The following is a 24351-nucleotide window of genomic DNA, read 5'->3' as shown; positions in this document are numbered from 1 at the left end:
CGGGGGCGCACGCGCCCCTGGACCGCACAACGAGACGCACGGGCCCCGCCCCGCGCACCGGCCGTACGATGGCCCCATGCCCGTTGATCTCGTGGACCTGCTGACCCGGGCCGAGCGGCTGGCCGTTCGGCGGCTGCGGGGGGTGCTGGACGAGGCGGGGTGCTCCGTCGAGGCGTGGCGGGTGATGTCGCTGCTCGCCGACGGCGAGGGACACGGGATGACGGCGATAGCCGACTGCGTGCTGCTTCCGCCGCCCACCCTGACCCGGCTCGTCGACCAGCTCGTCGACGACGGCATGGTGCACCGGCGCGTCGACCCGCTCGACCGCCGCCGCATCCTCGCCCACCTGACGCCGCGCGGCGCGGAGCGGTGGCGGCACCTGGACGAACGGGTGCGCGGCCTCTGGGAGTTGCTGCCTGGCAGCGGTGACGACGAGCTGCTCGCGGTGCTGCTGCGCCGGCTCGCGGCGGGCCTGGAAGGGCCCGCGGCCCCCGCCCCGGTGGACTTCACCGCTTGAACGCACCGCTTCCCTTTTCATGGGGTGCCGGGTGTTTTGCCCTTCGGAACGGCTACGGTATGAATCTCCTCGCTCACGTTGGGCTCTTTCGTCGTTGAGTGGTGAGTTTTTTTCGCATGCATCACGGAAATCGGGGTAGCCGCCCGCGCAGCACAGGGCGGCCCCCCGCGGGCCGCCCATCCGCTACATGTTGAAGGGAAGGATTGATACGCGTGCCAGGCGACAAGGGAGGCCCGACCACGGCGGGCGGCACCAGACGGACGTTCCTCGGCGGACCACAGACGGACCCCGTGGTGTTCGGGATCGCGGCAGTGGTGACGCTGGCGTTCGTCGTCTGGGGTGCCGCGTCGTCGCAGTCACTCGCGGACGTCTCCGGCGACATACTGGAGAGCGTCATCCATCACGCGGGCTGGGGCTTCGTACTCGTCGCCTCCGGATTCGTCGTCTTCGCCCTGTGGATCGCGGTCAGCAGGTACGGCCGGATCACGCTGGGCAAAGAGGGCGAGAAGCCGGAGTTCAAGACGGTCTCCTGGATCGCCATGATGTTCAGCGCCGGCATGGGCATCGGCCTGATGTTCTTCGGCGTGAACGAGCCGCTGACCCACTTCGTCAGCCCCCCGCCGGGGACCTCCCCGGCGAACGAGGGAGATTCCATGGCCACGGCCATGGCCACCTCCCTCTTCCACTGGACGCTGCACCCCTGGGCGATCTACGCGGTGGTGGGCATGGCCATCGCCTACAGCACCTTCCGGCGCAAGCGCAGGCAGACGATCAGCGCGGTGTTCACACCGCTCATCGGTGAGCGGCACGCCAACGGCGGCGTCGGCCGCGCCATCGACATCCTGGCGATCATCGCGACCCTCTTCGGCTCCGCCGCGTCCCTGGGACTCGGCGCGCTCCAGATCGGCAGCGGTATAGAGCACCTGGACTGGATGTCCGACGTCGGCAACGGGATGCTCGTCATGATCATCGCCGCGCTGACCATGGCCTTCGTGCTGTCGGCCGTCTCCGGCATCGCCAAGGGCATCCAGTGGCTGTCCAACATCAACATGGTGCTGGCCGCGCTGCTCGCCCTGTTCGTGCTCCTCGTCGGCCCCACCGTGCTGATCCTGGACCTGGTCCCGACCTCGGTCGGCACCTTCCTGTCCGACCTGCCCGACATGGCCGCGCGCACCGAGGCGAGCGGCGGCGAGGGCATCGCGGGCTGGCTGTCCGGCTGGACGGTCTTCTACTGGGCGTGGTGGATCTCCTGGACGCCGTTCGTCGGCATGTTCATCGCCCGCATCAGCCGGGGCAGGACCATCCGGCAGTTCGTCGGCGGCGTGATCCTCGTGCCCAGCACGGTCAGCCTTGTGTGGTTCGCCATCTTCGGCGGCGCCGGCATGCGGGAGGAGCAGAACGGCGCGAACATCTCCGCGGAGGCGACGCCCGAGGCGCAGCTGTTCACGACGCTCAGCGAGTTCCCGATCGCGAGCATCACCGCGATTCTGGTGATGATCCTCGTCGGTATCTTCTTCGTCTCCGGCGCCGACGCCGCGTCCATCGTCATGGGCACGCTGTCCCAGCGCGGTGCCCTGGAGCCGAGCCGCGTCCTCGTCATCTTCTGGGGCGTGCTCACCGGTGCCGTCGCCGCCATCATGCTGCTGATCAGCGGCGATTCGGACGAGGGCGACTCGACGGCACTCGACGGTCTGCAAAACCTGACGATCCTGGCCGCCGTGCCGTTCACCCTGGTGATGATCGGGCTCTGCGCCGCGCTGATGCGCGACCTGCGCCGCGACCCGCTCATCCTGCGCGGCGAGCGCGGCGAGGAGGCCGTGGAGATGGCCGTCATCGCCGGGCACGAGCAGTACAACGGCGACTTCGAGCTGCGCATCGGCCCCGGCTCCAACGGGACCGAGGACGGAGTCGACATAAAGGTCAGTCCGGGCTCGCCGCCCGAATCGGCCGGGAAGTAGCTCAGGCGGGGCGGGTCGCGCGCACCGAGAACATCAGCGGAACGCGCGGCTCGCCCGCCGGGTACCGGTACTCGCGGGCGCCTGCCCGCTGAAGGGCCGGGAAGCGCGGCCACATCGTGTGGTCGTGCTCGTGCAGGAAGTCGATCCGCAGGCCCGCCCCGGCCAGCGCGGTCACAATGTCACCGAGCGGGTGGTGCCACTGCACCTGCACCGTCCGCGACAGCGGCGGACCGTCGGTGTAGGTGTGCGCGAAGTCGAACGTCTCGCCCGCCCGGTCGAAGTAGTCCCGCTCGACGGCCTTGCCGTCCTCGCCGAGCAGCTCCGTGAACGGGTGGAACTCCACCAGGTACAGCACGCCGCCCTCGGCGAGGAGCGAGGCGACGACCCGGGCCCAGCGCGGCAGGTCGGGCAGCCACACCAGAGCCCCGAGGCCGGTGTAGACGACGTCGAACCGCTCCCCGCCCAGCGCCGCCTCCGCCTCGTACACGTCGGCCACGACGAACCTGGCGCGGTCGGCGAGGCCGATGTCGGCCGCCAGGGCCGAGGCGGTGCGCACCGCCTCGGCCGAGAAGTCGAGGCCGGTGACGCGGGCCCCGCGGCGCGCCCAGGAGAGCGTGTCCTGGCCCATGTGGCACTGAAGGTGCAGCAGGCTTCGCCCGGCCACCTCGCCCAGCTCGTCCGGCTCGAACAGCCGCAGATGGTCCTCGCCGGCCCGGAAGGCCGGCAGGTCGTAGAACTCGCTCGCGGCGTGCACCCCCACCCGGTCGTCCCAGTTCTCGCGGTTGTGGCGCAGCCAGCCCTCGGTCATGGGGCGACCGTACGAACGGCGGGTACGCGCCGCAAGCGGATTTCCGCCCGCTCGGGTGCCCGCCGGGTGCCCGCCCGGGTCAGGCCGAGTGGCCGCCGTCGATGACGAGTTCGGCGCCCGTCACGTACGCCGCCTCGTCGCTCGCCAGGTAGGCGACCATGGCCGCCACCTCCTCGGCGCCGCCGAACCTGCCGAGGGCGGTCGCCGCCCGCTGCGGCTCGGCGAACGGGCCGTCCGCCGGGTTCATGTCGGTGTCGACCGGCCCCGGGCTCACGACGTTGACCGTGATGCCGCGGTCGCCGACCTCGCGCGCCAGCACCTTGGTCAGCCCGGTCAGCGCGGCCTTGCTCATGCCGTACAGCGTGCCGCCGGGGCCGCCCGCGTACCGGGTCAGCGCGCTGCCGACGGACACGATCCGGCCGCCGCGCGCCAGGCGCGCCGCCGCGGCCCGGGAGGCCAGGAAGACGGCCCGCACGTTGACCGCGAGCACCCGGTCCAGGTCGGCCGTCGTCAGGTCGCCGACCGGGGCGAGCACGCCGAGGCCCGCGTTGTTGACCAGCACGTCGAGCCGCCCGAACGCATCCGCGGTCCGCTCGACGGCGCCGGTGACGGCCGCCGCGTCGGCGACGTCGGCGCGCAGCGCCACACCGCGGACCCCGGCCGCCTCGATCTTCGCCACCACCTCGTGGGCGGCCTCCTCGTTCTTGACGTAGGTGATGGCGACGTCGGCGCCCTCGCGCGCCAGCCGCAGGGCGACGGCGGCGCCGATCCCTCGGCTGCCGCCGGTGACCAGCGCCGCCTTGCCGCCGAGTCCGCTCTGCACGGTCATGTCGGTCTCTCCTCCTGCTCGGTGGTGCGAACGCCCTCAGTGAAGGCGAGCGGCACCTGGCCGCGCTGGCGGGAAACGGACGGCGCACTGCCCCCGCGCGCTCGTCAGGCGCCGGGGTGCGGGACGTACGGGCGGGCGTACACCCGGCGGCGGCGCGCCCGTCGGACGAGGAGGAACGCGAGCACGGCGGCCGGGGCCGTGCCGCCCGTGGTCACGATCCACGCCGGGACGCCGCCCCAGGTGAGCAGCCGGTCCTCGTAGATCACGGGCCGGTACTCGGTGTCCTCGGCCGTGCGGCGCAGCACGTGGTCGCCGTCGATCAGCTCGGGCCGCGGGAACTCCTGGTCCAGCACGGTCAGGAACGCCGGGCCCGCCGCGAGGTCGCGCAGCGGGCCCGCCGGCTGTTCGGCCACGGTCAGCGGCGCGGCGAACGCGATGGCGGGCTCCTCGCCGCCGATGGTGTCCGCCGGCTCCATCCGGCCCTCGGCCAGGACGTACAGCCGCAGGGACTGTTCCGTCGTCGCCGCGCGGGAGAGCCGCATCGGGTAGACGAGTTCGTCGGAGGCGAACGTGAGGCTGATGGGGTCCAGGGTGCCGCCGAGCACGGCGGGCGTCTCCCCGCCCGCCTCCTCGGGCGCCAGCCGGATGGCGACGTACTCCCACTGCTGCTCGACGTACGGGGCCAGTTCGTCCGCGAGCCGGTCCGGCAGGTCGAAGCCGTTCTCACCGAGCCACGCGTCCAGCGCCGCCGGGTCGGTGGCGGCCAGGCGTGCGACGTCGAACGGGCCGAGCCGGTCGCGGCCGATGACGTCCACGCCCGCGCCGCGGTCCTGCGGCGCGCCGCCCCCGGCACCGTTCCACATCTCGTCCGAGCCGAGCGGCCAGTCGCCCTCGCGCGGCCAGAAGTAGTGGCGGGTCTCGCGCACCGGCCGGATGGCGGCGCGCAGGTCGTCGAACAGTTCCCGGTCGCCGAGTTCGACCTCGGCGCGGCTCGGCACCGGCATGATCCACGCCGCCTCGCTCGCCTCGCCGCCCACCGTCAGACTCATCACGATCCGCTGCGTCGTGCCGTCCCAGCTGACCGCCGACGTCTCCTGTTCGACGGTGACCGGCGTCTCCGGGTCGGTCACCATGCCGCCGCAGCCGCACGCGTACGCGGGCCAGGCGACCGCCGCCAACTGGGCCAGGAGCAGGAGCAGAACGGTCGTGGCCGCATTTCTTCCAGTGCTCATCGTCTGCATGGACGGGCTCGCGGTACACACCGGTTCCTTTCGGACAGGCACGTTTGGCGCCTGTTCCCCAAGGAACCCGGCACGAGCCATGGCAGAGAAGAACACGCAAGCAGAGAGACGCGATGACGACGGCCCTCGTCCGGTGCTCGACGTCATGCGCACGGCGGGCGCCGAGTTCGCCGAGCTGACCGGTCTGCGCCCGGAAGCGGTGACCAGGCTGGAACGTTCGGGCGACGGCTGGGTGCTCGACGCCGAGGTCCTCGAACTGTCCCGGGTCCCGGACACGATGAGTCTGATGGCGACCTACGAGGTCGCGGTCGGCCCGGACGGCGAGGTCACCGGCTACCGGCGCGTGCGGCGCTACGAACGAGGGCGCTCCGACCAGCGGTAGCGGTCGGAGCGACGACGAGGCCGGCAAGGCCGGGCAGGAGGCCCACAGCATGACCACAGCAGTCGCGACAACACAGCCGACGGCGAACCGAGCCGGTGGGGGCGGCGGCTCCGGCACCCTCTACGACGTGCTGGAACTCATCCTCGACCGCGGGCTGGTGATCGACGCGTTCGTCCGGGTCTCGCTGGTCGGGATCGAGATTCTGAAGGTGGACGTCCGGGTCGTGGTGGCGAGCGTCGACACCTACCTGCGCTTCGCCGAGGCGTGCAACCGGCTCGACCTGGAGGCCGGGCCGAAGAAGGACCCGGGCGTGCCAGAACTGGTCGGGTCCGTGACCGAATCGGGGGCACGCGGCAAGACCAAGGGCGCCCTGGCGGGCGCCGCAGAGACCATCTCCGACGCGTTCCGGCAGGGCAAGGACGGCGAGAGCGAGGGCGAGGAGGCCGAGAAGGAGCCGCGCCGCACCCGCCGTTCGAGCACGTCGTCCCGGCGGGAAAAGGACGCGGAATGACCACCTACGTATACGGCATCGCGCGGGCCGGTACGCCGCGCCTCCTCCCAGACGGGCTGGCCGGCGTGGGCGACCCGCCGCGCCCGGTGCGCGTGCTGCGCTCCGCGGGCATGACCGCCATCGTCAGTGACTGCCCGCCGGGGCTGCGCCCCAAGCGGCGCGATCTGTTCGCCCACCAGCGGGTGCTGACGGTGGCCGCGGCGGGCGGCGCGGTGCTGCCGCTGCGGTTCGGCAGCGTGTCGCCCGACGACGCGGCGGTCCGTTCGGCCCTGGCCGACCACGCCGAGCTGTACCGCGAGCAGCTGGACCACGTGGCGGACCGCGTCGAGTACAACGTCAAGGCCATGCACCACGAGAACGTCGTGCTGCGGCGCGTCCTCGACGAGAGCCCCGAGATCCGGCGGCTGAACGAGACCACCAGGACCGGCGGCGACGCCACCTACCAGGACAGGCTGCGGCTCGGCCGGCTGGTGGCCGAGGCGGTGCGGGACCGGGAGGCCGAGGACGCGCGCACCGTCGAGGAGGCACTCGCCCCGCACGCGGGCGCGAGCCTGCCGGGCCCCGAGGGCACGGGCCGGGTGGTCAACGTCTCCTACCTGGTGGGGCGCGACGAGGCCGCCGGCTTCCTCGCGGCCGTCGAGGAGCTGCGGGAGGCGAGCCCGCAGCTCGACCTGCGGGTCAGCGGGCCGCTCCCCCCGTACAGCTTCGTGCGGACCGAACCGGCCGAGGTCGCCTGATGGCCTTCGGGCTGCTGCGGGAGCTGCTGATGCTGCCCCTCGCCCCGGCCCGCGGCGCGGGCTGGGTACTGGGGCAGGTCGTGGCGGAGGCGGAACGCACGTTCTACGACCCGGCGGTGGTGCAGCGGGAGCTGGCGGCCCTGGAGGAGGACCTGATCAACGGCGCGATCGACGAGGCGGAGTTCGATCGGCGGGAGGACGAACTGCTCGACCGCCTCCAGCCCACTCACGATTGGATGACACGTTGACGAACAGAATGGCACTGGGCCTTGCCGTGACCACGGGTTACGTGCTCGGCCGGACGAAGAAGGCCAAGCTGGCACTGGCGCTCGGCGGAATCGCGGTGGCCAGAAAAGTCGACTTGACTAACCCCAGACTGCTCCGGGCGGGCGACCAGCTGCGCGGGACCGCGCGTTCGCTCGTCGCCGGCCCGCTGGACAACCTGGCCGACGGCCTGCACGGCAGGACCGAGGCGGTGCAGGAGCAGCTGAACGGCGCGGCCTCGCAGGCCGCGGATACCGGTGGCAAGGCCGCGGACACCGCGAAGAAGACCGCGAGCGGAGCCGGGGCGAAGACCGGCCGGGCGGCGGGTGGCTCGGCAGGCGGCTCGGCGGGAAAGGCCAAGTCCGCCACGTCGGCCGCGCCGGCGAAGCGGGCCGCCAAGCAGCCCGCGAAGAGCACGCAGGCCAAGCGGTCGGGCGGAGGCGAGAAGGATGACTGACACGGCGAAACCCAGTCCCGGTGACCGCGTGAAGCAGGAGGCCGCGGCCTTCGCGACGGCCCAGGCCGAGCGGCTGCTCGTCAGGACCAGCCACGGCCTCGGCCGGGCGACGGCCAAGCTGACCGACATAGCAGAGGGCAGGAGCACGGGAGCCGTGAAACTCGCGATGACGACGGGCAAGAAGACCGCCGAGGGCAAGGGCCCGGTGCGCGCGGCCGTCGAGGCGGGCGCCACCGGACTGAAGGACAAGGTCGTCTCCACGGTGCCCAAACCGCACCTGCCGCACCTGGGCAGCAAGAACGGCGGCAAGGATGGCGGCAAGAACGGCAGCAGCGGCAAGTTCCTGACGGTCGTGGAGGACATCGACGTCGGCGTTCCGGTGCGCGAGGCGTACGACCAGTGGACGCAGTTCCAGGAGTTCTCCGGCTTCGCCAAGGGCGTGCAGAGCGTCGACCAGGTCGACGACACGACCACGAACTGGCGGGCCAAGGTGGCGTTCGCGAAGCGGAGCTGGCAGGCCCACATCACCGAGCAGGTGCCGGACGAGCGGATCGCCTGGACCTCGGAGGGCGGCAAGGGCACCACGAAGGGCGTCGTCACCTTCCACCGGCTCGGCGAGACGCTGACGCGCGTGCTGCTGGTCATCGAGTACTACCCCAAGGGCCTGATGGAGCGGACCGGCGCGCTGTGGCGGGCCCAGGGCCGCAGGGCCCGGCTGGACCTGAAGAACTTCCGCAGGTTCCTGATGCTGCGCGGCGAGGCCACCGGCGACTGGCGCGGCGAGATCGACCACGGCGAAGTGGCCGTCGGCCACGACGAGGCCGCCGCCGAGGAGCGCGAGGAGCGCGACGCACAGACGGAGGAGGAGAACGACAAGGACGCGCGGTCATGACCTCCCCCGCGATGCGCGGCCCGTACGGCGGCGCGCCCTCCCTCTCCGAGACCGGCGGCGGCAGCGCCAACCTGGCGGACATCCTCGAACGGGTGCTGGACAAGGGCGTGGTGATCGCCGGGGACATCCGGGTCAACCTGCTCGACATCGAGCTGCTCACCATCAAGATCCGGCTGCTGGTGGCCTCCGTCGACAAGGCGAAGGAAATGGGCATCGACTGGTGGGAGCACGACCCGTCCCTGTCCTCCGGCGCGCGCTCGCGGGAGCCCGACCGCGAGATCGAACGGCTGCGCGACCGCGTCGCTGCCCTGGAGACGCGGCAGGAGGAGACGCCATGACAGACACCGGAACGGGGACGCTCGCCGACGGGGAACGGCGCTACTGGTACGTGTACGCGGTCACCCCGGCCGCGGGCCCGCCGCCGCCGGACGGGCTGCGCGGCGTGGACGGCGCCCCGCTGTGCGCGGTGCCGCACGACGACCTCACGGCGGTGGTGGGCGCGGTACCCGCGGCGGACTTCGCCGAGGAGCCGCTGCGGCGGCATCTGGAGGACCTGGCCTGGCTTGAGGCGACGGCCCGGGGCCACCAGCGTGTGATCGACGCGCTGACGGCGGACCCCGGCTGCGTGCTGCCGCTGCGCCTCGCCACGGTCTGCCGGGACACCGCGGGGGTGCGGCGGCTGCTGTCGGCCAACCAGGAGCGCTTCCTCGAAGCGATCAGCCGGCTGGCGGGCCGCGCCGAATGGGGCGTGAAGGTGTTCGCCGACGCGCCGGAGCGCACCGAGACGGCGCCCGCCACCGGCCGCGACTACCTGCGGCAGCGCGCCCGGCGCCGCACAACGGACGACGAGGCGTGGCGGCGCGCGGAGGAGACCGCACGGGCGGTGCACCTGGACCTCGACGCCGTCGCCGAGCAGTCCCGCCTGCACCGCCCCCAGGACCCGCGGCTGTCCGGCGAGTCCGGCCGCAACCTGCTGAACGGCGCCTACCTCGTACCGCAGGAGCGCGAACAGGAGTTCTGCGCCCTGGTCGGGCGGCTGGCCGGGCAGCTGTGCGGCCCGCGGCTCAACCTGACCGGGCCCTGGGCGCCGTACTCGTTCGCGCAGGTGAACGATCTGGCTCCGGACCCGGACTCGGCCCCGGAGCCGGCCCGGGAGAACGCGACGTGAACGAACTTGCAACGCGCGAGATCGCGCTGGTCGACCTGCTCGACCGGCTGCTCGCGGGCGGTGTGGTGCTCACGGGCAACCTGACGCTGCGGATCGCCGACGTGGACCTGGTGCGCATCGACCTGCGGGCGCTGGTCAGTTCCGTCGCACCGGCCGCCGGACAGACGGCCCTGGCGGCCACGGACGGCACGGAAGAGGACATATGAACGCACGAGAAGCGCGGATCGAGATGGACCGCGACACCGTGGAACGTGACCTGATGCGGCTGGTGCTCACCGTCATCGAACTGCTGCGCCAGCTGATGGAGCGCCAAGCGCTGCGCCGGGTCGAGCACGGCGACCTCGACGAGCGGCAGGAGGAGCGGATCGGGCTGACGCTGATGCTCCTGTCGGAGCGGATGGATCAGCTGTGCGCCCAGCACGACCTCGCACCCGAGGACCTCAACCTCGACCTGGGCCCCCTCGGCCCGCTGCTGCCGCGCTGAGCTAAGCCGCATCACAGGGCGCGGGCGGCGGCCCGCCCCGCGGTGCGGCCGGAGAAGAGGCAGCCCCCGAGGAACGTGCCTTCGAGCGAACGGTAGCCGTGCATGCCGCCGCCCCCGAACCCGGCGGCCTCCCCGGCCGCGTACAGGCCCGGCAGCGGCTCGCCCTCCGGGGTGAGGACGCGCGCGGACAGGTCGGTCTGGAGCCCGCCGAGCGTCTTGCGGGTCAGGACGTGCAGCCGGACGGCGATCAGCGGCCCGGCCGCCGGGTCGAGCATGCGGTGCGGCGCGGCGACGCGGATCAGCCGGTCGCCGAGGTAGCCGCGAGCGCCCCGCAGCGCGGTGATCTGGAGGTCCTTGGTGAACCGGTTGCCCAGCTCCCGGTCACGGGCCTCGACGAGGCGGCGCAGGGCGCCCGCCTCGATCAGGTCGTCGCCGGTCAGCGCGTTCATCCCGCGCACGAGGGCGTCGAGGTCGCGTTCCACGACGAAGTCGGGTCCGTGTTCCATGAACGCCCGCACCGGCGCGGGCGCCCCCGCGCGGGCCCGGCCGAGCACGTCGCGGACGCTGCGGCCGGTCAGGTCCGGATTCTGCTCCGAGCCGGAGAGCGCGAACTCCTTCTCGATGATCTTCTGGGTGAGTACGAACCAGGTGTACTCGTGGCCGGAGCGCGTGATGTGCTCCAGCGTGCCGAGGGTGTCGAAGCCGGGGAACAGCGGCACGGGCAGACGGCGGCCCGTGGCGTCGAGCCACAGGGACGAGGGGCCCGGCAGGATGCGGATGCCGTGCGCCGACCAGATCGGGTTCCAGTTGGTGATGCCCTCCGTGTAGTGCCACATCCGGTCCCCGTTGACCAGGCGCCCGCCGGCCCGTTCCGCGACGCCGAGCAGCAGGCCGTCGACGTGCGCGGGCACGCCGCTGAGCAGGTGCGCGGGCGGGGTCCCGAGCCGCCGCGGCCAGTGCGCGCGGACCAGGTCGTGATTGCCGCCGATGCCGCCTGAGGTGACCACGACCGCCTGGGCCCGCAGTTCGAACGCGCCGCTGACCTGGCGGTTGCTCGCGGTGCCGCGGCGGGCCGCGCTCGGGGCGAGCACTTCGCCGGTGACGGTGTCGAGCGCGCCCGCGCTGCGGGCGAGACCGGTCACGCGGTGCCGGAAACGCAGGTCGACCAGGCCGCGTTCGGCGGCGGCGCGGACCCTGCGCTCGAACGGCTCGACGACGCCAGGGCCCGTTCCCCAGGTGATGTGGAAGCGCGGCACCGAGTTGCCGTGCCCCGCCGCGTCGTGGCCGCCGCGCTCGGCCCACCCGACGACCGGGAAGAAGCGCAGGCCCTGACCGCGCAGCCAGGAGCGCTTCTCCCCCGCCGCGAAGTCCACGTACGCCTCGGCCCACCGGCGCGCCCAGTCGTCCTCTGGACGGTCGAAGCCCGCGGTGCCCAGCCAGTCCTGCCAGGCCAGGTCGCGGCTGTCCCGGATACGCAGCCGCCGTTGCTCGGGCGAGCCGACGAGGAAGAGACCGCCGAAGGACCAGTGGGCCTGCCCGCCGAGGGAGGCTTCCGGCTCCTGCTCCAACAGGATGACCCGGCGCCCGGCATCGGCCAGTTCGGCGGCGGCGGCCAGGCCGGCGAGGCCGGCTCCGATCACGATGACGTCGGCGTCGTACGCCATGGTCCTGGCCTCCCTGAACGCGGATGGGTGGTGAAGATCCTCGGCCGCGCCGGGGCGCACGTCAACGGGCGCGGCGCAGCGGCAGGAACCGCAGCGGGGTGCCGGGCACGGCCTGCGCGGCGGCGGCGAGGTCCCGTTCCGGCACGACGCCGATCACCGGATAGCCGCCGGTGGTGGGGTGGTCGGCGAGGAAGACGACGGGGCGGCCGTCGGGCGGGACCTGCACGGCCCCGAGTACCAGTCCCTCGCTGGGCAGTTCCGCCCGCCGGATGCGGCTCAGCGGCGGGCCCTCGGTGCGCAGCCCGATCCGGTTGCTCGCGGAGGCCACCCGGTAGCGGCCGGCCGCCAGGGCGGTCAGGGCGGCCGGCGCGAACCAGTCGTCGCGCGGCCCCGGCCGCAGGCGCAGCACCAGCTCCTTCGGCGGGCCCGGCTGCGGCACCGCGTCGGCGGGCGGCGGCGGGGCCACCGGGGCGCCGATGGGCAGGATCGCCCCCTCGGCCAGCGGCGCGGGGCCGAGCCCGGAGAGCAGGTCGGCGGAACGGCTGCCCAGCACCCGTTCCGCGGCGACGCCGCCCCCCAGGGCCAGGTAGCTGCGCACGCCGCGGGCCGCGCGGCCGATGTCGAGGACGGCGCCCGCGGGCACGCGGAAGGCGGCGCCCCAGGGCGCCGGGCGGCCGTCCACGGTGACGCCGCAGGGGGCGCCGGTGACGGCCGCGGTCACGGCGCCGTGCGGGCGGACGGCGCACCCGGTGAGCGTCGTCTCCAGGGTCGCGGCGTGTGGCGGGTTGCCGACGAGACGGTTGGCCAGCAGGTGCGCGGGCAGGTCGAGGGCACCGGCGCGCGGCACGCCGATGTGGGCGTGTCCTGGGCGGCCGAGGTCCTGCACGGTGGTCAGGGCACCGGGCCGCAGGACGGCGAACGCGCGGTCGGTCACGAGGCGGGCTCCGGGACGAAACGGACCAGGACTCCGGGGGCGAGCAGCGCCGCCGGCTCACGGCCGGGGTCCCACAGCACGGCGTCCGTGGTGCCGATGAGCTGCCACCCGCCGGGCGAGGCGCGCGGGTAGACGCCCGTGTAGGGCCCGGCCAGCGCCACGGAGCCGGGCGGCACGGCGGTCCGCGGCGTGCCGCGTCGCGGGGTGGCGTACCGCTCGGGCAGACCGGTGAGGTAGCCGAACCCGGGCGCGAATCCGCAGAACGCGACGCGGTAGGCGGCGCCGGAGTGGATGGCCGCCACCTCTTCCGGGCGGACGCCCCAGGCGGCGGCCACCTCATCGAGGTCGGGCCCGTCGTAGCGCACGGACAGGGTGAGGGCCGCCTCGGCGGCGGGCGGCGCCGGGGGGATCTCCCAGCGGGTCAGCCGCCGGGCGAGCGCGCCCGGCTCCTCGACGCCGTCGAGGAGCACGGTGCGCGCGGCCGGCACGATCTCCCCGATCCGCGGCAGGGTGCCGGCCGCGCGGCGGCGCAGCAGTTCGGCGTGCAGGGCCAGGGCCGCCTCGCCGGTGGGCAGTTCGACGAGGAGCGCGTGGTCCCCGACGGGCAGCACTCTCACGCGAAAGGCTCCAGACGCACGCCGGCGGCGCGCAGCCCGTCGCGCACGCGCACGGCCAGGTCGTGCGCGCCCGCGGTGTCGCCGTGCACGCACAGGGAACGGGCGCGCACGCGCACCGTGCTGCCGTCGCGCGCGGTGACGCGGCCGTCCCTGGCGATGCCGACGGAACGCCGCACGACCTGCCCGGGGTCGCTGACGACCGCGCCTTCCTCGCCGCGCGGGACAAGGGTGCCGCCCACGGTGTAGGCGCGGTCGGCGAACGCCTCGGCGACGGCGGGCAGTCCTGCCCGCCTGGCCGCCTCGTGGAGCCGGGAGCCGGGCAGGCCGAGGAGCGGCAGGCCGAGCCCGGTGAGGGCGACGCCTTCGGCCACGGCCGCGGCCTGCTCCTCGTCGCGCACCGTCCGGTTGTACAGCGCGCCATGGGGTTTGACGTAGCGCACGCGGGTGCCCGCGGCGCGGGCGAACACCTCAAGGGCGCCGATCTGGTAGGCGGTCTCCGCGGCCAGTTCGCCGGGCGGCACGTCCATCGCGCGACGGCCGAAGCCGGCGAGGTCGCGGTAGGCGACGTGGGCGCCGACGGCCACGCCGTGCTCGGCCGCCAGTTCGCAGACGCGCCGCATGGTGGGGGCGTCGCCCGCGTGATACCCGCAGGCGACGTTCGCGCTGGTGACCACGGCGAGCAGCGCCGCGTCGTCGGTGAGGTGCCAGCGGCCGAAACCCTCGCCGAGATCGGCGTTGAGGTCGATGGCCCCGGTGTCGTTGCCGCTCATGCCACTCGGTACTCCTTGTCCCGTGCGTCGGTAATGAACATATAGCCGGGCGCGTGCGTGATGGCGAACGGGATGCGCGCCCGCATCAGGGCGGCCTGGGGGGTGACCCCGCAGGCCCAGAAGACCGGTACGTCGCCGGGCTCCAGGGCGACCGCCTCACCGAAGTCGGGGCGGTCCAGGTGGCCGATGCCGAGCCGGGCGGCGTCGCCGACGTGCACGGGGCCGCCGTGCGCGGCGGGCAGGGCCGCGCTGGCCCGCCACGCCCCGGCGACCAGCCGCGCCGGGACGGGCCGCATCGACACCACGAGCGGGCCGTTGAGGCGTCCGCCGGGGCGGCAGGCCCGGTTGGTCACGTACATGGGCACGTTGCGGCCCTGTTCGACGTGGCGCAGCGGGATGCCCGCGTCGGCGAGGGCGTTCTCGAAGGTGAAGCTGCATCCGATGAGGAACGTCACCAGGTCCTCGCGCCAGTGCGCGGTGACGTCGGCGGGCTCCCCGGCGAGTGTGCCGTCCTGCCAGATCCGGTAGCGGGGCAGGTCGGTGCGCAGGTCGGCGTCCGGGGCCAGCGGGGTGCGCCACGCCCCGGGCGCGGTGACGTCGAGTACCGGACAGGGCTGGGGGTTGCTGCGGCAGAACTGGGCCAGGTCGGGCGCCCAGCCGGCGGGCACGGCGACCAGGTTGGCCTGGATGTGGCCGGGCGCCCAGCCGGCGGTGGGCCGGGCGGCGCCGCCGCGGAAGTGGGCGCGGGCGGCGGCCGGGCTCATGCGGGGCGGCGAGTCGGGGAGGGTCACGGCGGGCTCCTAGTGCTGTGCCGGGTGGTTGCCTGTGCTGCTTTCGGTGCGGTTTCTTGTGTTGCTTCCGGCGCTGCTTCCGGTGCGGCTTCCGGCCGGGCGCGGGTCAGGCGAGCTCCCTGCCCTTGGTCTCGGGCAGGCCGAGGAGGGCGATCAGTGCGAGCCCGTAGCCCGCGGCGCCGAAGATCAGGGCGCCGCCGACGCCCATGCTGTCGGCCATGAAGCCGACGAGGGTGGGGAAGAAGGCGCCGATGGCGCGGCCGGTGTTGTAGGTGAAGCCCTGTCCCGTGCCGCGGACGTCGGCCGGGTACAGCTCGGCCAGGAAGGACCCGAAGGAGCTGAAGATGGCCGACATGCAGAACCCGAGGGGGAAGCCGAGGACCATCACCAGGGTGTTCGCCCCCTCGGGGAGGTTGGTGTAGACGATGATCGCGGCGGCGGAGAGCACCGCGAACAGGGCGACGTTGTTCTTGCGCCCGAGCCGGTCGGTGACCCAGCCGCCGGTGAGGTAGCCGGTGAACGCGCCGGTGATGAGGAAGGCAAGGTAGCCGCCGGTGCCGACGACGGTGAGTCCGCGTTCGTCGTCGAGGTAGGTGGGCACCCAGGTGGCCAGCGTGTAGTAACCGCCCTGTACACCGGTCGACATCAGGACGGCGAAGAGGGTGGGCCTGCGCAGTCCGGGCCCGAAGATGGCGCGGAACGAGCCGCGGCGCGGGCTGCGCAGGCGGCGGGCGGCGGCCTCGGGCGCGTCCTGGACGCTGCGCCGGACGTAGACGAGGAGGACCGCGGGCAGGGCGCCGGTGAAGAACATGACGCGCCAGGCGGTGTCGTCCTCGACGACCTGGAACACGACGGTGTAGACGAGGACGGCCAGGCCCCAGCCGACGGCCCACGAGCTCTGGATGAACGCGAGGGTGCGCCCGCGGTGCTTCGCGGAGGCGTACTCCGCGACGAGGATGGCGCCGACCGCCCACTCCCCGCCGAAGCCGAGGCCCTGGAGCGCGCGGAACGCGAGCAGCGTCTCGTAGGTGGGGGCGAGTCCGCACAGGACGGTGAAGAAGGCGTACGTGGCGACCGTGATGAGCAGCGCCTTGACGCGGCCGATGCGGTCGGCGAGGACGCCCGCGACGGCGCCGCCGACGGCGGAGGACACGAGCGTGACGGTGGTGAGCAGGCCGGTCTGCCCGGAGTCGAGCAGGAAGTACGCCTCGATGGCGACCATGCTCAGCGGCAGTGTGAAGAAGTCGTAGGAGTCGAGGCCGTATCCGCCGAAGGCGCCGGCGAAGGCCCGTCGGCCGCGCGGCCCGAGCTCGCGGAACCAGCCGAGGGCGCCGCTGTCGTCGCGCTGTTCGCCGGAAGGGGTGGGGGCAACGGATGGTGCGGGCGTGCGCATGTGCACCTCGCAGATGAGGAGAAACCAGCAGGAAGTTGACTGATTTGCCCGGCAGTTGAGGCTGCCTTCACCAACAAGGTAGAGGATCGTTCAACAATCCTGCAATACCCATGTTGTCTCATCCTTGTTTCTGCGATTAACTACCCTGGGCACGGGGGTGCGGTGAGCGGAGAGAGGGAGCACGTGACGGACACCGGGGAAGCGCTCGCCGGACTCGCTGAGGACCGCGCCCTGTTGGCCCGGAAAAGCACGGCGGAAGGGGTCGCGCACATCCTGCGCGGCCGCATCGCCAAGGGCGACCTCGCGCCGGGCACCCAGCTCTCGGAGAAGGAGATCGGCGAGGCGCTCGGCGTCTCGCGCAACACCCTGCGGGAGGCGTTCCGGCTGCTCACGCACGAGCGCCTGCTGGTCCACGAGCTGAATCGCGGCGTCTTCGTGCGCATCCTGACCGTCGAGGACCTGGTCGACATCTACCGCGTGCGCCGCCTGGTGGAGTGCGCGGCGCTGCGCGGCCTCGGCGCGCCGCCCCACCCGCTGGGCGGGCTCGAAGCCGCGGTCGCCGCCGGTGAGAAGGCCGCGCGCGCCGAGCAGTGGCGCGACCTGGGGACGGCGAACATCCGCTTCCACCAGGAGGTGGTGGCGCTGGCCGGCAGCCCGCGCACGGACGAGGTGATGCGCGGCATCCTGGCCGAACTGCGCCTGGTCTTCCACGTGATGGAGGACCCGCGCCGGTTCCACGAGCCGTACCTGCCGCGCAACCGGCAGATCCTCGCCGCGCTCGCGGCGGGCGACGCGACCGGGGCGGAGGCCATGCTCGCCTCCTACCTCGACGACTCACGACGCCAGCTGTCCGAGGCGTACGGGCGCAGGCTCGCCTGATCCCGGACCGGAGCCGGGGCCGGGAACCGGTCCGGGTCAGCCGAGGGCCGCGAGCAGTCCGCGTTCCCGCTCGGCGCCGAGTCCCGCGCGGCGGGGGCGGTCCAGGCCCTGGGCGCGTTCCCACCGCAGGGTGTCGGCCAGCAGGTCGGCGCGCGGCCGGTGCCGGAGCCCCGCGGCGCGTGCCGCCGCCCCCGCCCTGGCCGACCAGCCCTCCCAGCCGGGCCTGGCCAGCCACATCGGCAGCGACTCCTCGCCCATGTACTCGGCCACGCCGTTCGCCAGCAGCCACGCCGAATCGGCGGGCACCACCGGGCCGGTGTGCCCGCCGACGCTGCGGGACAGGCTGATCCACTCCCCCAGCGGAACGACAGGACCGACCGCGTCGAACGTGCCGGTCAGCCCGCGCTCCGCGGCATCGAGCAGCCAGGCGGTCAGGTCCCGCACGTCGACCGTCTGGGTCGGCATGGCCGGCGCGTCGGGAACGAGCAGGGGCCCCAGCGGATCGCGCGCCGCACGGGCCACCCAGTAGCCGGAACGCCCGCTGCGGTCGCCAGGACCACCGATGAGACCGGCGCGGGCGAGGAGGAGACGGCCGCCCACGGCCGCCGTTGACGCCTGCTCGCAGGCGGCCTTCGCGGCGCCGTAGGACCCGCGGTCGGCCTCGCGCCCGCCGGCCGGAGCCAGTAGCGGCGCGGACTCGTCCGCGCCCGGCACGGCGTGCGAGGCGTAGGCACTGATCGAGGAGATGTAGCTCCAGTGCCCGGCCCGGCCGCCCAGCGCGGCCAGCGCGTCGCGGACGAAGCCCGGCTGCCAGGACACCTCCACCACCGCGTCCCACTCCCGGCCCCGCAGCGCCGCGTACGCCCCGGGTTCGCGCCGGTCGGCCGCCACCAGCCGTGCGCCGTCCGCGACTTCGCCGCTCTCGCCGCGCGCCAGGCAGGTCACGCGGTGGCCCCGTGCCACGGCCTGCCGCGACACTTCCCGCCCCACCCACGCCGTTCCCCCGAGCACCAGAATGTCCATACGGACACCCAAGCACCCCGCATACCCGGCGCCCAGTCGGATTAGCCGACAGCAGAGTGCCGCGCGTCGGCGCGCGCAAGCCCACGCCGCGGCCACCGCCTACGCTCATCACATGATCCGAAAGGTCCTGGACACGGTGCGGCTGTGGTTCTCGCCGCAGCGCCTGCGGGCGGAGGGCGTCACGCCCGACTACCGCTTCTCGCTGGCGAACGAACGCACGTTCCTTGCCTGGCTGCGCACCGCACTGGCGCTGCTGGCCGGGGGCATCGCCGTGGATCAGTTCCTCACCGACCTGCGCTGGGCGGTGCGCACCACGATCGCGCTGGTCCTGCTGGCAGGCGGCGCGCTGTGCGCCATCCGCGCGGTCAACCACTGGGTGCGCTCCGAGCGGGCCATGCGCCGCGGCGATGACCTTCCCGCCAGCCGCTTCCCCGCGCTGCTGGCCATCGGCACCGTACTGACGGCCCTTCTGGTGATCGGCGCGGTGCTGCTGGGCCGGGCAGGCGCATGACCCGCGACCCCGGCGCCCAGCCGGAGCGCACCCGCCTGGCATGGCGGCGCACGACCCTGTCGTTCGCGCTGGTGGTGGCCCTGGCCGGACGCGGCGTCGCGACCGCGGAGGGCGCCCGCGGTGCGGGCGCCCTGCTGGTGGCGACGACCGCACTGCTGTGGGTCGCCTTCCTGGCGCTGGCCCACCACCGCATCAGAACCCTCACCGCGCACAGGCAGCCTCCCCCGGCCGGCGCCACCGTGCCGGCCGCGACAGCGGTGGTGGCCGCCACGGCCCTGTGCGCGGGCGCACTGCTGGCCGGCCCCTGGTGAGCGGGCCGTCAGGTCTTCGGCTGGGTGAATCGGATGTGGTTGCCGAAGGGATCGCGGAGGCCGCAGTCCATTCCGTAGGGGCGCTCGGTGGGCTCCTCGGTGAACTCGACGCCCCGCCCCCGCAGCGTCTCGTACGTCTTGCGGCAATCGTCCGTACTGAAGATCAGGGACCCCATCGCCCCCTTGGTCACCAGCTCCCTGACCTGCTGTGCCGTCTCCTCCGACAGCGCAGGACCGCCCGGCTTCTCCAGCAGGACCTGGCGCTCCGGACACCCGGGAACGCCGACGGTCAGCCAGCGCATGAAGCCCAGGTCGACGTCGGCGCCGACTTCGAGGCCGAGCGTGCCGACATAGAAGTCGAGGGCCTGGTCCTGGTCGAGGACATATATCTGCGAGTGCGTAATGGCGTTGAACACGTGCCTCACGCTACCGAGCGGGCCGGCCGGAAACTTATCCGAAACTGCTCAGCCGTCGGACGGCAGCCGGCCGGCGCTCGGCCGTGTCCACGCCATCGTGAAGCACGTCGGTACGCCCGCGGTGGCGGCCGCCCTCTTGCGGTAGGCCCTCGGTGAACTGCCGACGATGGCGCGGAACGTGCGGCTGAAGGTGCCGGGGCTGCCGAAACCGACGTCGAAGGAGATGTCCGTCACGCTGCGGTCGGTATCCCGCAGCAGGGACATCGCACGCTCGACACGGCGGCGTTGCAGGTAGCGGTGCGGCGTCTCGCCGAACGTCGCCCGGAACGTGCGGGAGAAGTGTGCCTGGGACACGTGGGCGATCCGGGCCAGGGCCGGCACGTCGAGCGGCTGCGCGTAGGCGCGGTCCATCGCGTCCCTGGCCCGGAGCATGCGGCGGTTGGTGTCCTCTGCGGCGCGGCTCACAAGGCCCATCACACCACGGTTCCGCGCCCCGCAGGCCGGCGAGCGGCCCCGGCGGACGTCTCGTCACACCCTCGCCGCGGCCCCGGCCCACTCGTCGCGGATGATCGAGTGCACGAGGGAGTCGCGCCAGGCACCGCGGACGTGCACGTGGTGCCGGATGCGTCCGTCCTGGATGAACCCGGCCCGGTCCAGGACGATGCCGGAAGCCGTGTTGACGGGGGATCGCGCGGCCCAGATGCGGTGCAGACGCAGATCCCCGAACCCGAGGGCGAGGAGCGCCCGGACGATTTCGGTGCCGTAGCCGCCGCCCCAGGAGTCCGGGGGCAGGGCGAACCCGATCGTCGCCGCCTGATGCCCGTGGCTGTCCAGCGACAGGCGCGCGTACCCGACGAGCCGTCCGCCGTCGCGCTCGCACGCGGCGAGGGCGTATTCCGCCCGCGGTGCGGCCTGGGCGGAGACCACCGACCTGGCAACGATGTGCCCGACCTGCTCCCGGGTGAGCGGTTCGAACGAGAGGTGCTCCGTCGCCGCCGGGCTGCCGTAGATCGCGTGGACGGCGTCCACGTCGTCCACGGTCAGCTCCCGCAGGGCGAGACGAGCGCTGTTACGGCTCACTGGGTGCATGCCCGGCGACTCTACCGGCGGCGAACGCCTCGCTCCCGGCGCGCAGTTCCGCACCCCGAAAGCCGGCGGATCAGGCGGCGGACCGTTCGCCGGATGTGCGGCGGCGCAGCGCGGTCTGCTGGATCGCGGGTGGGTCGTAGGTCATATCGAGCGCGCTGACGTCGGTGCCGGGCGGCACGATGGCGTCGATCCGGTCGAGGATGTCCTCGGTCAGCGTGGTCCCGGCGCCGGCGAGCAGGTCGTCGAGGTGCTCCATGGTGCGCGGTCCGATGATTGCGGAGGTGACGCCGGGGTGGGCGATCGCGAAGGCCATGGCCAGGTGCGCCGGCGGCATCCCCGCCTCCTCGGCGAGCGGAATGAGCCGCTCGACGGCGTCGAGCCGGCGCTCGTCGCTCATGAACGCGAAACCGTAGCCGGCCCGGTGGGTGTCGGCCGGCCGGCCCTTGCGGTAGCGGCCGGTGAGCAGGCCCCCCGCGAGCGGGCTGTAGACCAGGGCGCCCATGCCGTAGCGCTCGCAGACGGGCAGCACCTCGCGTTCGATGCCGCGGTCGAGGATCGAGTACGGCGGCTGCTCGGTGCGGAACCGCTCCAGGCCGCGCCGCTCGGCGACCCACTGCGCCTCGACGATGTCCGAGGCGGGGAAGGTGGAACTGCCGATGGCGCGGACCTTGCCCGCGCGCATCAGGTCGGTGAGGGCGGAGAGGGTCTCTTCCACGTCGGTGTCCGGCGCGGGCCGGTGGATCTGGAACAGATCGACGTGGTCGGTCCCCAGGCGGCGCAGGGAGTCCTCCAGCGCGCGGACCAGCCAGCGCCGCGAGTTGCCCTGCTGGTTGGGGTCGTCCCCCATCGGCAGGTGGGCCTTGGTGGCGAGCACGACGTTGTCCCGGCGGCCCTTGAGGGCGCGTCCGACGATCTCTTCGGACTCGCCGTGTGAGTAGGCGTCGGCGGTGTCGACGAAGTTGATGCCCGCGCCCAGCGCCTTGTGGATGATCCGGACGGAGTCCTCGTGGTCGGTGTTGGCGATGGCGCCGAAGTTCATCGCGCCGAGGCAGTACGGGCTGACCTTGATGCCGGTTCGGCCCAGTGGGCGGTACTTCATGAAGCTCCTTGTGCGTTGGCCGGTGCCCGATGCAGCGCGCTACGCCGCATAAACGGAACAGCGTTCAGCCCAGACAATACGGAACGGTGTTCCGCTTAGCAAGTGAGCAGGGGAGCAAGGGAGCATCGTGAGCGAGGACGCGACACAGGAAGCCGACGCCGGCGCGGCCGGCGGAGAGCCCCGCAGGCGCGTGCGCGCCGACGCCGCATCCCCCCTCGCCGCGCGGCACGCACCGGCCGAAGCACTCACCAAGCGGCTCCGGCGCTTCACGGCCTTCATCGCCACGAAACGCGGACTGAGCGCCGCCCTGCACTCGGGGGACCCGGCCTGTGGCGCCCTGCCCTCCTGCTTCGAACAGCGCCTGCTGCCCGTCCTCGGCACCCTGCTCGACACCGCGGCGAAAGCCGGCGAGATCCGCCCCGACGTCGCCCCGGAAGACCTGCTGCTCGCCACCCGCAACCTGACCCTGCCGGCACAGGACGACGACAACGGCCACACCCGGCGCATGGTCGCCCTGCTCGTCGACGGACTCCGCTACGGCACCGCACCCACCCCACCCGGCAGGCGGCGGCACCACGCACCTTTGGGTAAGTACGCACTTCATTGTGGGTACTTGTGCCGCCAGGTCGCCTCCGTGAGGGTGAGGAACGACAGCGATCAGCGCACCCGAGGGAGTACCCACATGAGCAACAACGCCCAGGTCAGCGTGCTCGGCCTCGGCGAGATGGGCCGGGCCCTGGCCGCCGCCCTGCTCGCCGCCGACCGGCCGGCCACGGTGTGGAACCGCACCGCCGCCAAGGGGGACGAGCTGGTGGCGCGCGGCGCGTCGCGCGCCGACTCGGTCGAGGCGGCGGTGACCGCGAGTCCCCTGGTCATCGTGTGCCTGCTGGACCACGGGTCCGTGCTGGAGACCCTGGAACCGGTGGCCGGGCAGCTGGCGGGCCGCACGGTCGTCAATCTCACCACCGGCACGCCCGCACAGGCCGAGGAGCTGTCGGCCTGGGTCACCGGGCACGGTGCGGACTTCCTGGCCGGCGGCATCATGGCCATTCCGACGACCGTCGCCACCCCGGACGCGTTCTTCCTCTACAGCGGTCAGCAGCGCGTTTTCGACGCGCACCGGGAGGTGATCGAGGTGCTGGGCGAGGCGAGGTACCTCGGCGCGGACACCGGTCTCGCCTCGCTCTACGACCTGGCCCTGCTGAGCGGGATGAACCTGATGTTCGAGGGCTTCCATCACGCGGTCGCGATGGCCACCTCGCGGCCGGAGGGCACCGCGGCCGGCTTCACCGGGCTGCTCGTGCGCTGGCTGGTGAACATGGCCGGGGTGCTGCCCGCCTTCGCCGCGGAGGTGGATGCGGAACGGGAGTCGGGCGCCGAGCCGCGGCTCGTCCAGACGCTCGACTTGCAGATCGCCGCGATGGCGAACATCGTGGACGCCTCACGCGCGGCGGGGGTCGATCCGGCCCACTTGGAGCTGTCCCTCGCGGGGCTGAGGGACCTGCTCGGCCAGGGCCACGTGGTGGCAGGTGCCCCGACCGCGGTGCGGCGCCTCAGGCTCGCCGAGCCGATGGCCGGTTCCCACGTGACGCGGACCGGGTCGCGGAATGGGACGCACGGGAACGGAGGCGGGGGGCGCGGATGACGAGTGGCGGCATGGCGTGGCAGGTGCAGGAGTGCCGGGAGTGCGGGCATCCGCGCGCGGACCACGACCGGCTGGTCCTCGTCGACGGCCGGTGCCGGGGAACGACCGGCAGCCGGGCCGGTGGCGCCGCGCCCCGGCCCTGCGGCTGCCGGGAGTTCTGGCCGAAGCCCGCGGACGTGGGCGGACCTGAGACGTGGCCGTGCGCCTCGTGCGGCCATCGGCGGCACCTGCCGGCCCCGTGCCGCGGGAGGGCGCCGGGCGGCCACGGCCTGCCGCGGGAATGCACCTGCGGGTACCGGCCGAAGGAGCCCTGGCTCGACCAGGTCGTCTGACCCGGGTCCGGCGGTCCGCACGGCCCCGTTCCCCTCTTGCTACCGGCGAGTATCCTGGCGGGATGACGGAGCCGCGTATCTTCACCTCGCCGGACGCGCTGCGTGCCGCGGTGGGCGAGCAGTTGGGTGTCAGTGACTGGCTGACGGTGGACCAGCAGCGGATCGATCTTTTCGCCGAGGCGACGGGCGACCACCAGTGGATTCACACCGATCCCGAGCGGGCGGCGCACGGCCCGTTCGGGTCGACGATCGGCCACGGGTACCTGACGCTGTCGCTGCTGCCGGCCCTGCTACCGGATCTGATCCGGGTGGAGGGCGTCCGCATGGCCCTCAACTACGGGACCAACAAGGTGCGTTTCCCCTCCCCCCTGCCGGCCGGCTCCCGTATCCGGGCCACCGGCAGCCTGGCCTCGGTGACGGACGTCCCCGACGGTATCCAGACCGCGCTCGCGGTGACCGTGGAGCGCGAGGGGGGCACCAAACCGGTCTGCGCCGCGGAAACGGTCACCCGGTACTACTTCTGAGCGGTCGGCACTCCGGGCCCGGGCCCGGAGGCGCCCGGGGCGTGCGACGGCGGCGTGGAGGACGGGGTCGTTCATGGCTCCACCGTCAACCACCCGGCGCACGAC

The 24351-nt window shown here is 73.3% G+C and carries 31 protein-coding genes; 17 read left to right on the top strand and 14 right to left on the bottom strand.

Features of this window, described 5'->3' with window-relative positions:
• Positions 1-76 precede the first annotated feature (76 nt).
• Both STBA_RS30765 and STBA_RS30760 read left to right on the top strand, forming a co-directional pair.
• Positions 77-517, top strand: coding sequence for a MarR family transcriptional regulator (locus STBA_RS30765; RefSeq protein WP_077062317.1), 441 nt, complete (start codon positions 77-79; stop codon positions 515-517).
• Between the two features lie 290 nt (positions 518-807).
• A complete protein-coding gene (locus STBA_RS30760) occupies positions 808-2475 on the top strand; it encodes a BCCT family transporter (RefSeq protein WP_079252507.1) in 1668 nt (555 codons plus the stop codon).
• 1 nt (position 2476) lies between these two features.
• Here the strand turns inward: STBA_RS30760 and STBA_RS30755 are convergent, their stop codons facing one another.
• From STBA_RS30755 to STBA_RS30745, 3 genes are all read right to left on the bottom strand, one after another.
• Positions 2477-3283 carry a class I SAM-dependent methyltransferase gene (locus STBA_RS30755; RefSeq protein WP_077062315.1) on the bottom strand — a complete coding sequence of 269 codons (807 nt, stop codon included), beginning with the start codon at positions 3281-3283 and terminating at the stop codon, positions 2477-2479.
• Positions 3284-3362: 79 nt separating this feature from the next.
• Positions 3363-4112: an SDR family oxidoreductase gene (locus STBA_RS30750; protein WP_077062314.1), complete on the bottom strand. Its 750-nt coding sequence runs from the start codon at positions 4110-4112 to the stop codon at positions 3363-3365.
• Positions 4113-4216: 104 nt separating this feature from the next.
• On the bottom strand, positions 4217-5344 hold the full coding sequence (locus STBA_RS30745) for a DUF2330 domain-containing protein (protein WP_077062313.1): 1128 nt from the start codon (positions 5342-5344) through the stop codon (positions 4217-4219).
• 88 nt (positions 5345-5432) lie between these two features.
• Here STBA_RS30745 and gvpO point away from each other — a divergent pair, with 88 nt between their 5' ends.
• Genes gvpO through STBA_RS30695 form a run of 10 tightly spaced genes read left to right on the top strand, consistent with a single transcriptional unit; the run spans position 5433 to position 10248 of the window.
• On the top strand, positions 5433-5735 hold the full coding sequence (gvpO, locus tag STBA_RS30740) for a gas vesicle protein GvpO (RefSeq protein ID WP_079252243.1): 303 nt from the start codon (positions 5433-5435) through the stop codon (positions 5733-5735).
• A gap of 49 nt (positions 5736-5784) precedes the next feature.
• Positions 5785-6246 carry a gas vesicle protein GvpJ gene (gene gvpJ / locus STBA_RS30735; RefSeq protein ID WP_077062312.1) on the top strand — a complete coding sequence of 154 codons (462 nt, stop codon included), beginning with the start codon at positions 5785-5787 and terminating at the stop codon, positions 6244-6246.
• Positions 6243-6983 carry a GvpL/GvpF family gas vesicle protein gene (locus tag STBA_RS30730; RefSeq protein ID WP_077062311.1) on the top strand — a complete coding sequence of 247 codons (741 nt, stop codon included), beginning with the start codon at positions 6243-6245 and terminating at the stop codon, positions 6981-6983. Before gvpJ ends, STBA_RS30730 begins: the two co-directional genes overlap by 4 nt.
• Entirely contained in the window at positions 6983-7231 is a 249-nt protein-coding gene (locus STBA_RS30725) for a gas vesicle protein GvpG (protein WP_077062310.1), read from the top strand. The genes STBA_RS30730 and STBA_RS30725 overlap by 1 nt, the downstream gene beginning before the upstream one ends.
• Positions 7228-7704: a hypothetical protein gene (locus STBA_RS30720; protein WP_143659588.1), complete on the top strand. Its 477-nt coding sequence runs from the start codon at positions 7228-7230 to the stop codon at positions 7702-7704. The genes STBA_RS30725 and STBA_RS30720 overlap by 4 nt, the downstream gene beginning before the upstream one ends.
• Positions 7697-8596 carry an SRPBCC family protein gene (locus STBA_RS30715; RefSeq protein WP_079252242.1) on the top strand — a complete coding sequence of 300 codons (900 nt, stop codon included), beginning with the start codon at positions 7697-7699 and terminating at the stop codon, positions 8594-8596. Before STBA_RS30720 ends, STBA_RS30715 begins: the two co-directional genes overlap by 8 nt.
• 11 nt (positions 8597-8607) lie before the next feature.
• The gene (locus STBA_RS30710) at positions 8608-8934 is read left to right on the top strand and encodes a gas vesicle protein (RefSeq protein WP_107485289.1); all 327 of its coding nucleotides are present in this window, start codon (positions 8608-8610) and stop codon (positions 8932-8934) included.
• On the top strand, positions 8931-9764 hold the full coding sequence (locus STBA_RS30705; protein WP_077062306.1) for a GvpL/GvpF family gas vesicle protein: 834 nt from the start codon (positions 8931-8933) through the stop codon (positions 9762-9764). Before STBA_RS30710 ends, STBA_RS30705 begins: the two co-directional genes overlap by 4 nt.
• Positions 9761-9970, top strand: a complete 210-nt coding sequence (locus tag STBA_RS30700; protein WP_077062305.1) for a gas vesicle protein — start codon at positions 9761-9763, stop codon at positions 9968-9970. The genes STBA_RS30705 and STBA_RS30700 overlap by 4 nt, the downstream gene beginning before the upstream one ends.
• Positions 9967-10248, top strand: a complete 282-nt coding sequence (locus STBA_RS30695) for a gas vesicle protein K (protein ID WP_077062304.1) — start codon at positions 9967-9969, stop codon at positions 10246-10248. The genes STBA_RS30700 and STBA_RS30695 overlap by 4 nt, the downstream gene beginning before the upstream one ends.
• Positions 10249-10259: 11 nt before the next feature.
• On the opposite strand, the gene STBA_RS30690 is transcribed toward STBA_RS30695, so the two are convergent.
• The 6 genes from STBA_RS30690 to STBA_RS30665 form a co-directional block, all read right to left on the bottom strand.
• Positions 10260-11912, bottom strand: coding sequence for an FAD-binding dehydrogenase (locus tag STBA_RS30690; protein WP_077062303.1), 1653 nt, complete (start codon positions 11910-11912; stop codon positions 10260-10262).
• A gap of 61 nt (positions 11913-11973) precedes the next feature.
• Positions 11974-12846, bottom strand: a complete 873-nt coding sequence (locus STBA_RS30685) for a biotin-dependent carboxyltransferase family protein (RefSeq protein WP_077062302.1) — start codon at positions 12844-12846, stop codon at positions 11974-11976.
• Positions 12843-13463 (bottom strand): allophanate hydrolase subunit 1, encoded by a 621-nt coding sequence (locus STBA_RS30680; protein ID WP_077062301.1) that lies wholly within the window; start codon positions 13461-13463, stop codon positions 12843-12845. The genes STBA_RS30685 and STBA_RS30680 overlap by 4 nt, the downstream gene beginning before the upstream one ends.
• Positions 13460-14233, bottom strand: a complete 774-nt coding sequence (locus STBA_RS30675; RefSeq protein ID WP_077062300.1) for a 5-oxoprolinase subunit PxpA — start codon at positions 14231-14233, stop codon at positions 13460-13462. The genes STBA_RS30680 and STBA_RS30675 overlap by 4 nt, the downstream gene beginning before the upstream one ends.
• Positions 14230-14997 carry a putative hydro-lyase gene (locus tag STBA_RS30670; protein ID WP_077063725.1) on the bottom strand — a complete coding sequence of 256 codons (768 nt, stop codon included), beginning with the start codon at positions 14995-14997 and terminating at the stop codon, positions 14230-14232. The genes STBA_RS30675 and STBA_RS30670 overlap by 4 nt, the downstream gene beginning before the upstream one ends.
• 133 nt (positions 14998-15130) lie before the next feature.
• The gene (locus STBA_RS30665) at positions 15131-16417 is read right to left on the bottom strand and encodes an MFS transporter (protein WP_077062299.1); all 1287 of its coding nucleotides are present in this window, start codon (positions 16415-16417) and stop codon (positions 15131-15133) included.
• 183 nt (positions 16418-16600) lie between these two features.
• On the opposite strand from STBA_RS30665, the gene STBA_RS30660 reads away from it, so the two are divergent.
• Positions 16601-17296, top strand: coding sequence for a GntR family transcriptional regulator (locus tag STBA_RS30660; protein WP_077062298.1), 696 nt, complete (start codon positions 16601-16603; stop codon positions 17294-17296).
• Between the two features lie 36 nt (positions 17297-17332).
• On the opposite strand, the gene STBA_RS30655 is transcribed toward STBA_RS30660, so the two are convergent.
• Entirely contained in the window at positions 17333-18319 is a 987-nt protein-coding gene (locus STBA_RS30655; protein WP_077062297.1) for an oxidoreductase, read from the bottom strand.
• Positions 18320-18431: 112 nt separating this feature from the next.
• Here STBA_RS30655 and STBA_RS30650 point away from each other — a divergent pair, with 112 nt between their 5' ends.
• Positions 18432-18830, top strand: a complete 399-nt coding sequence (locus tag STBA_RS30650; RefSeq protein WP_077062296.1) for a DUF202 domain-containing protein — start codon at positions 18432-18434, stop codon at positions 18828-18830.
• Positions 18827-19141: a DUF202 domain-containing protein gene (locus STBA_RS30645; protein WP_077062295.1), complete on the top strand. Its 315-nt coding sequence runs from the start codon at positions 18827-18829 to the stop codon at positions 19139-19141. The genes STBA_RS30650 and STBA_RS30645 overlap by 4 nt, the downstream gene beginning before the upstream one ends.
• A gap of 8 nt (positions 19142-19149) precedes the next feature.
• On the opposite strand, the gene STBA_RS30640 is transcribed toward STBA_RS30645, so the two are convergent.
• The 4 genes from STBA_RS30640 to STBA_RS30625 form a co-directional block, all read right to left on the bottom strand.
• Positions 19150-19557: a VOC family protein gene (locus STBA_RS30640; protein ID WP_077062294.1), complete on the bottom strand. Its 408-nt coding sequence runs from the start codon at positions 19555-19557 to the stop codon at positions 19150-19152.
• Positions 19558-19605: 48 nt separating this feature from the next.
• On the bottom strand, positions 19606-20022 hold the full coding sequence (locus STBA_RS30635; protein WP_216355992.1) for an AraC family transcriptional regulator: 417 nt from the start codon (positions 20020-20022) through the stop codon (positions 19606-19608).
• 63 nt (positions 20023-20085) lie between these two features.
• The gene (locus STBA_RS30630) at positions 20086-20646 is read right to left on the bottom strand and encodes a GNAT family protein (protein ID WP_077062292.1); all 561 of its coding nucleotides are present in this window, start codon (positions 20644-20646) and stop codon (positions 20086-20088) included.
• A 70-nt stretch (positions 20647-20716) separates the two neighbouring features.
• The gene (locus STBA_RS30625) at positions 20717-21745 is read right to left on the bottom strand and encodes an aldo/keto reductase (protein ID WP_077062291.1); all 1029 of its coding nucleotides are present in this window, start codon (positions 21743-21745) and stop codon (positions 20717-20719) included.
• A gap of 127 nt (positions 21746-21872) precedes the next feature.
• Here STBA_RS30625 and STBA_RS30620 point away from each other — a divergent pair, with 127 nt between their 5' ends.
• Positions 21873-23390, top strand: a complete 1518-nt coding sequence (locus STBA_RS30620; protein WP_077062290.1) for an NAD(P)-binding domain-containing protein — start codon at positions 21873-21875, stop codon at positions 23388-23390.
• 394 nt (positions 23391-23784) lie between these two features.
• A complete protein-coding gene (locus tag STBA_RS30610; RefSeq protein ID WP_077062288.1) occupies positions 23785-24246 on the top strand; it encodes a MaoC family dehydratase in 462 nt (153 codons plus the stop codon).
• The last annotated feature ends 105 nt before the right edge of the window (positions 24247-24351 follow it).

This window comes from Streptomyces sp. MP131-18 (assembly GCF_001984575.1).
Taxonomy (GTDB): Bacteria; Actinomycetota; Actinomycetes; order Streptomycetales; family Streptomycetaceae; genus Streptomyces; species Streptomyces johnsoniae.
Note: the sequence above shows the minus strand (reverse complement) of the source record. Positions and strands in the feature narration are given on the sequence as shown.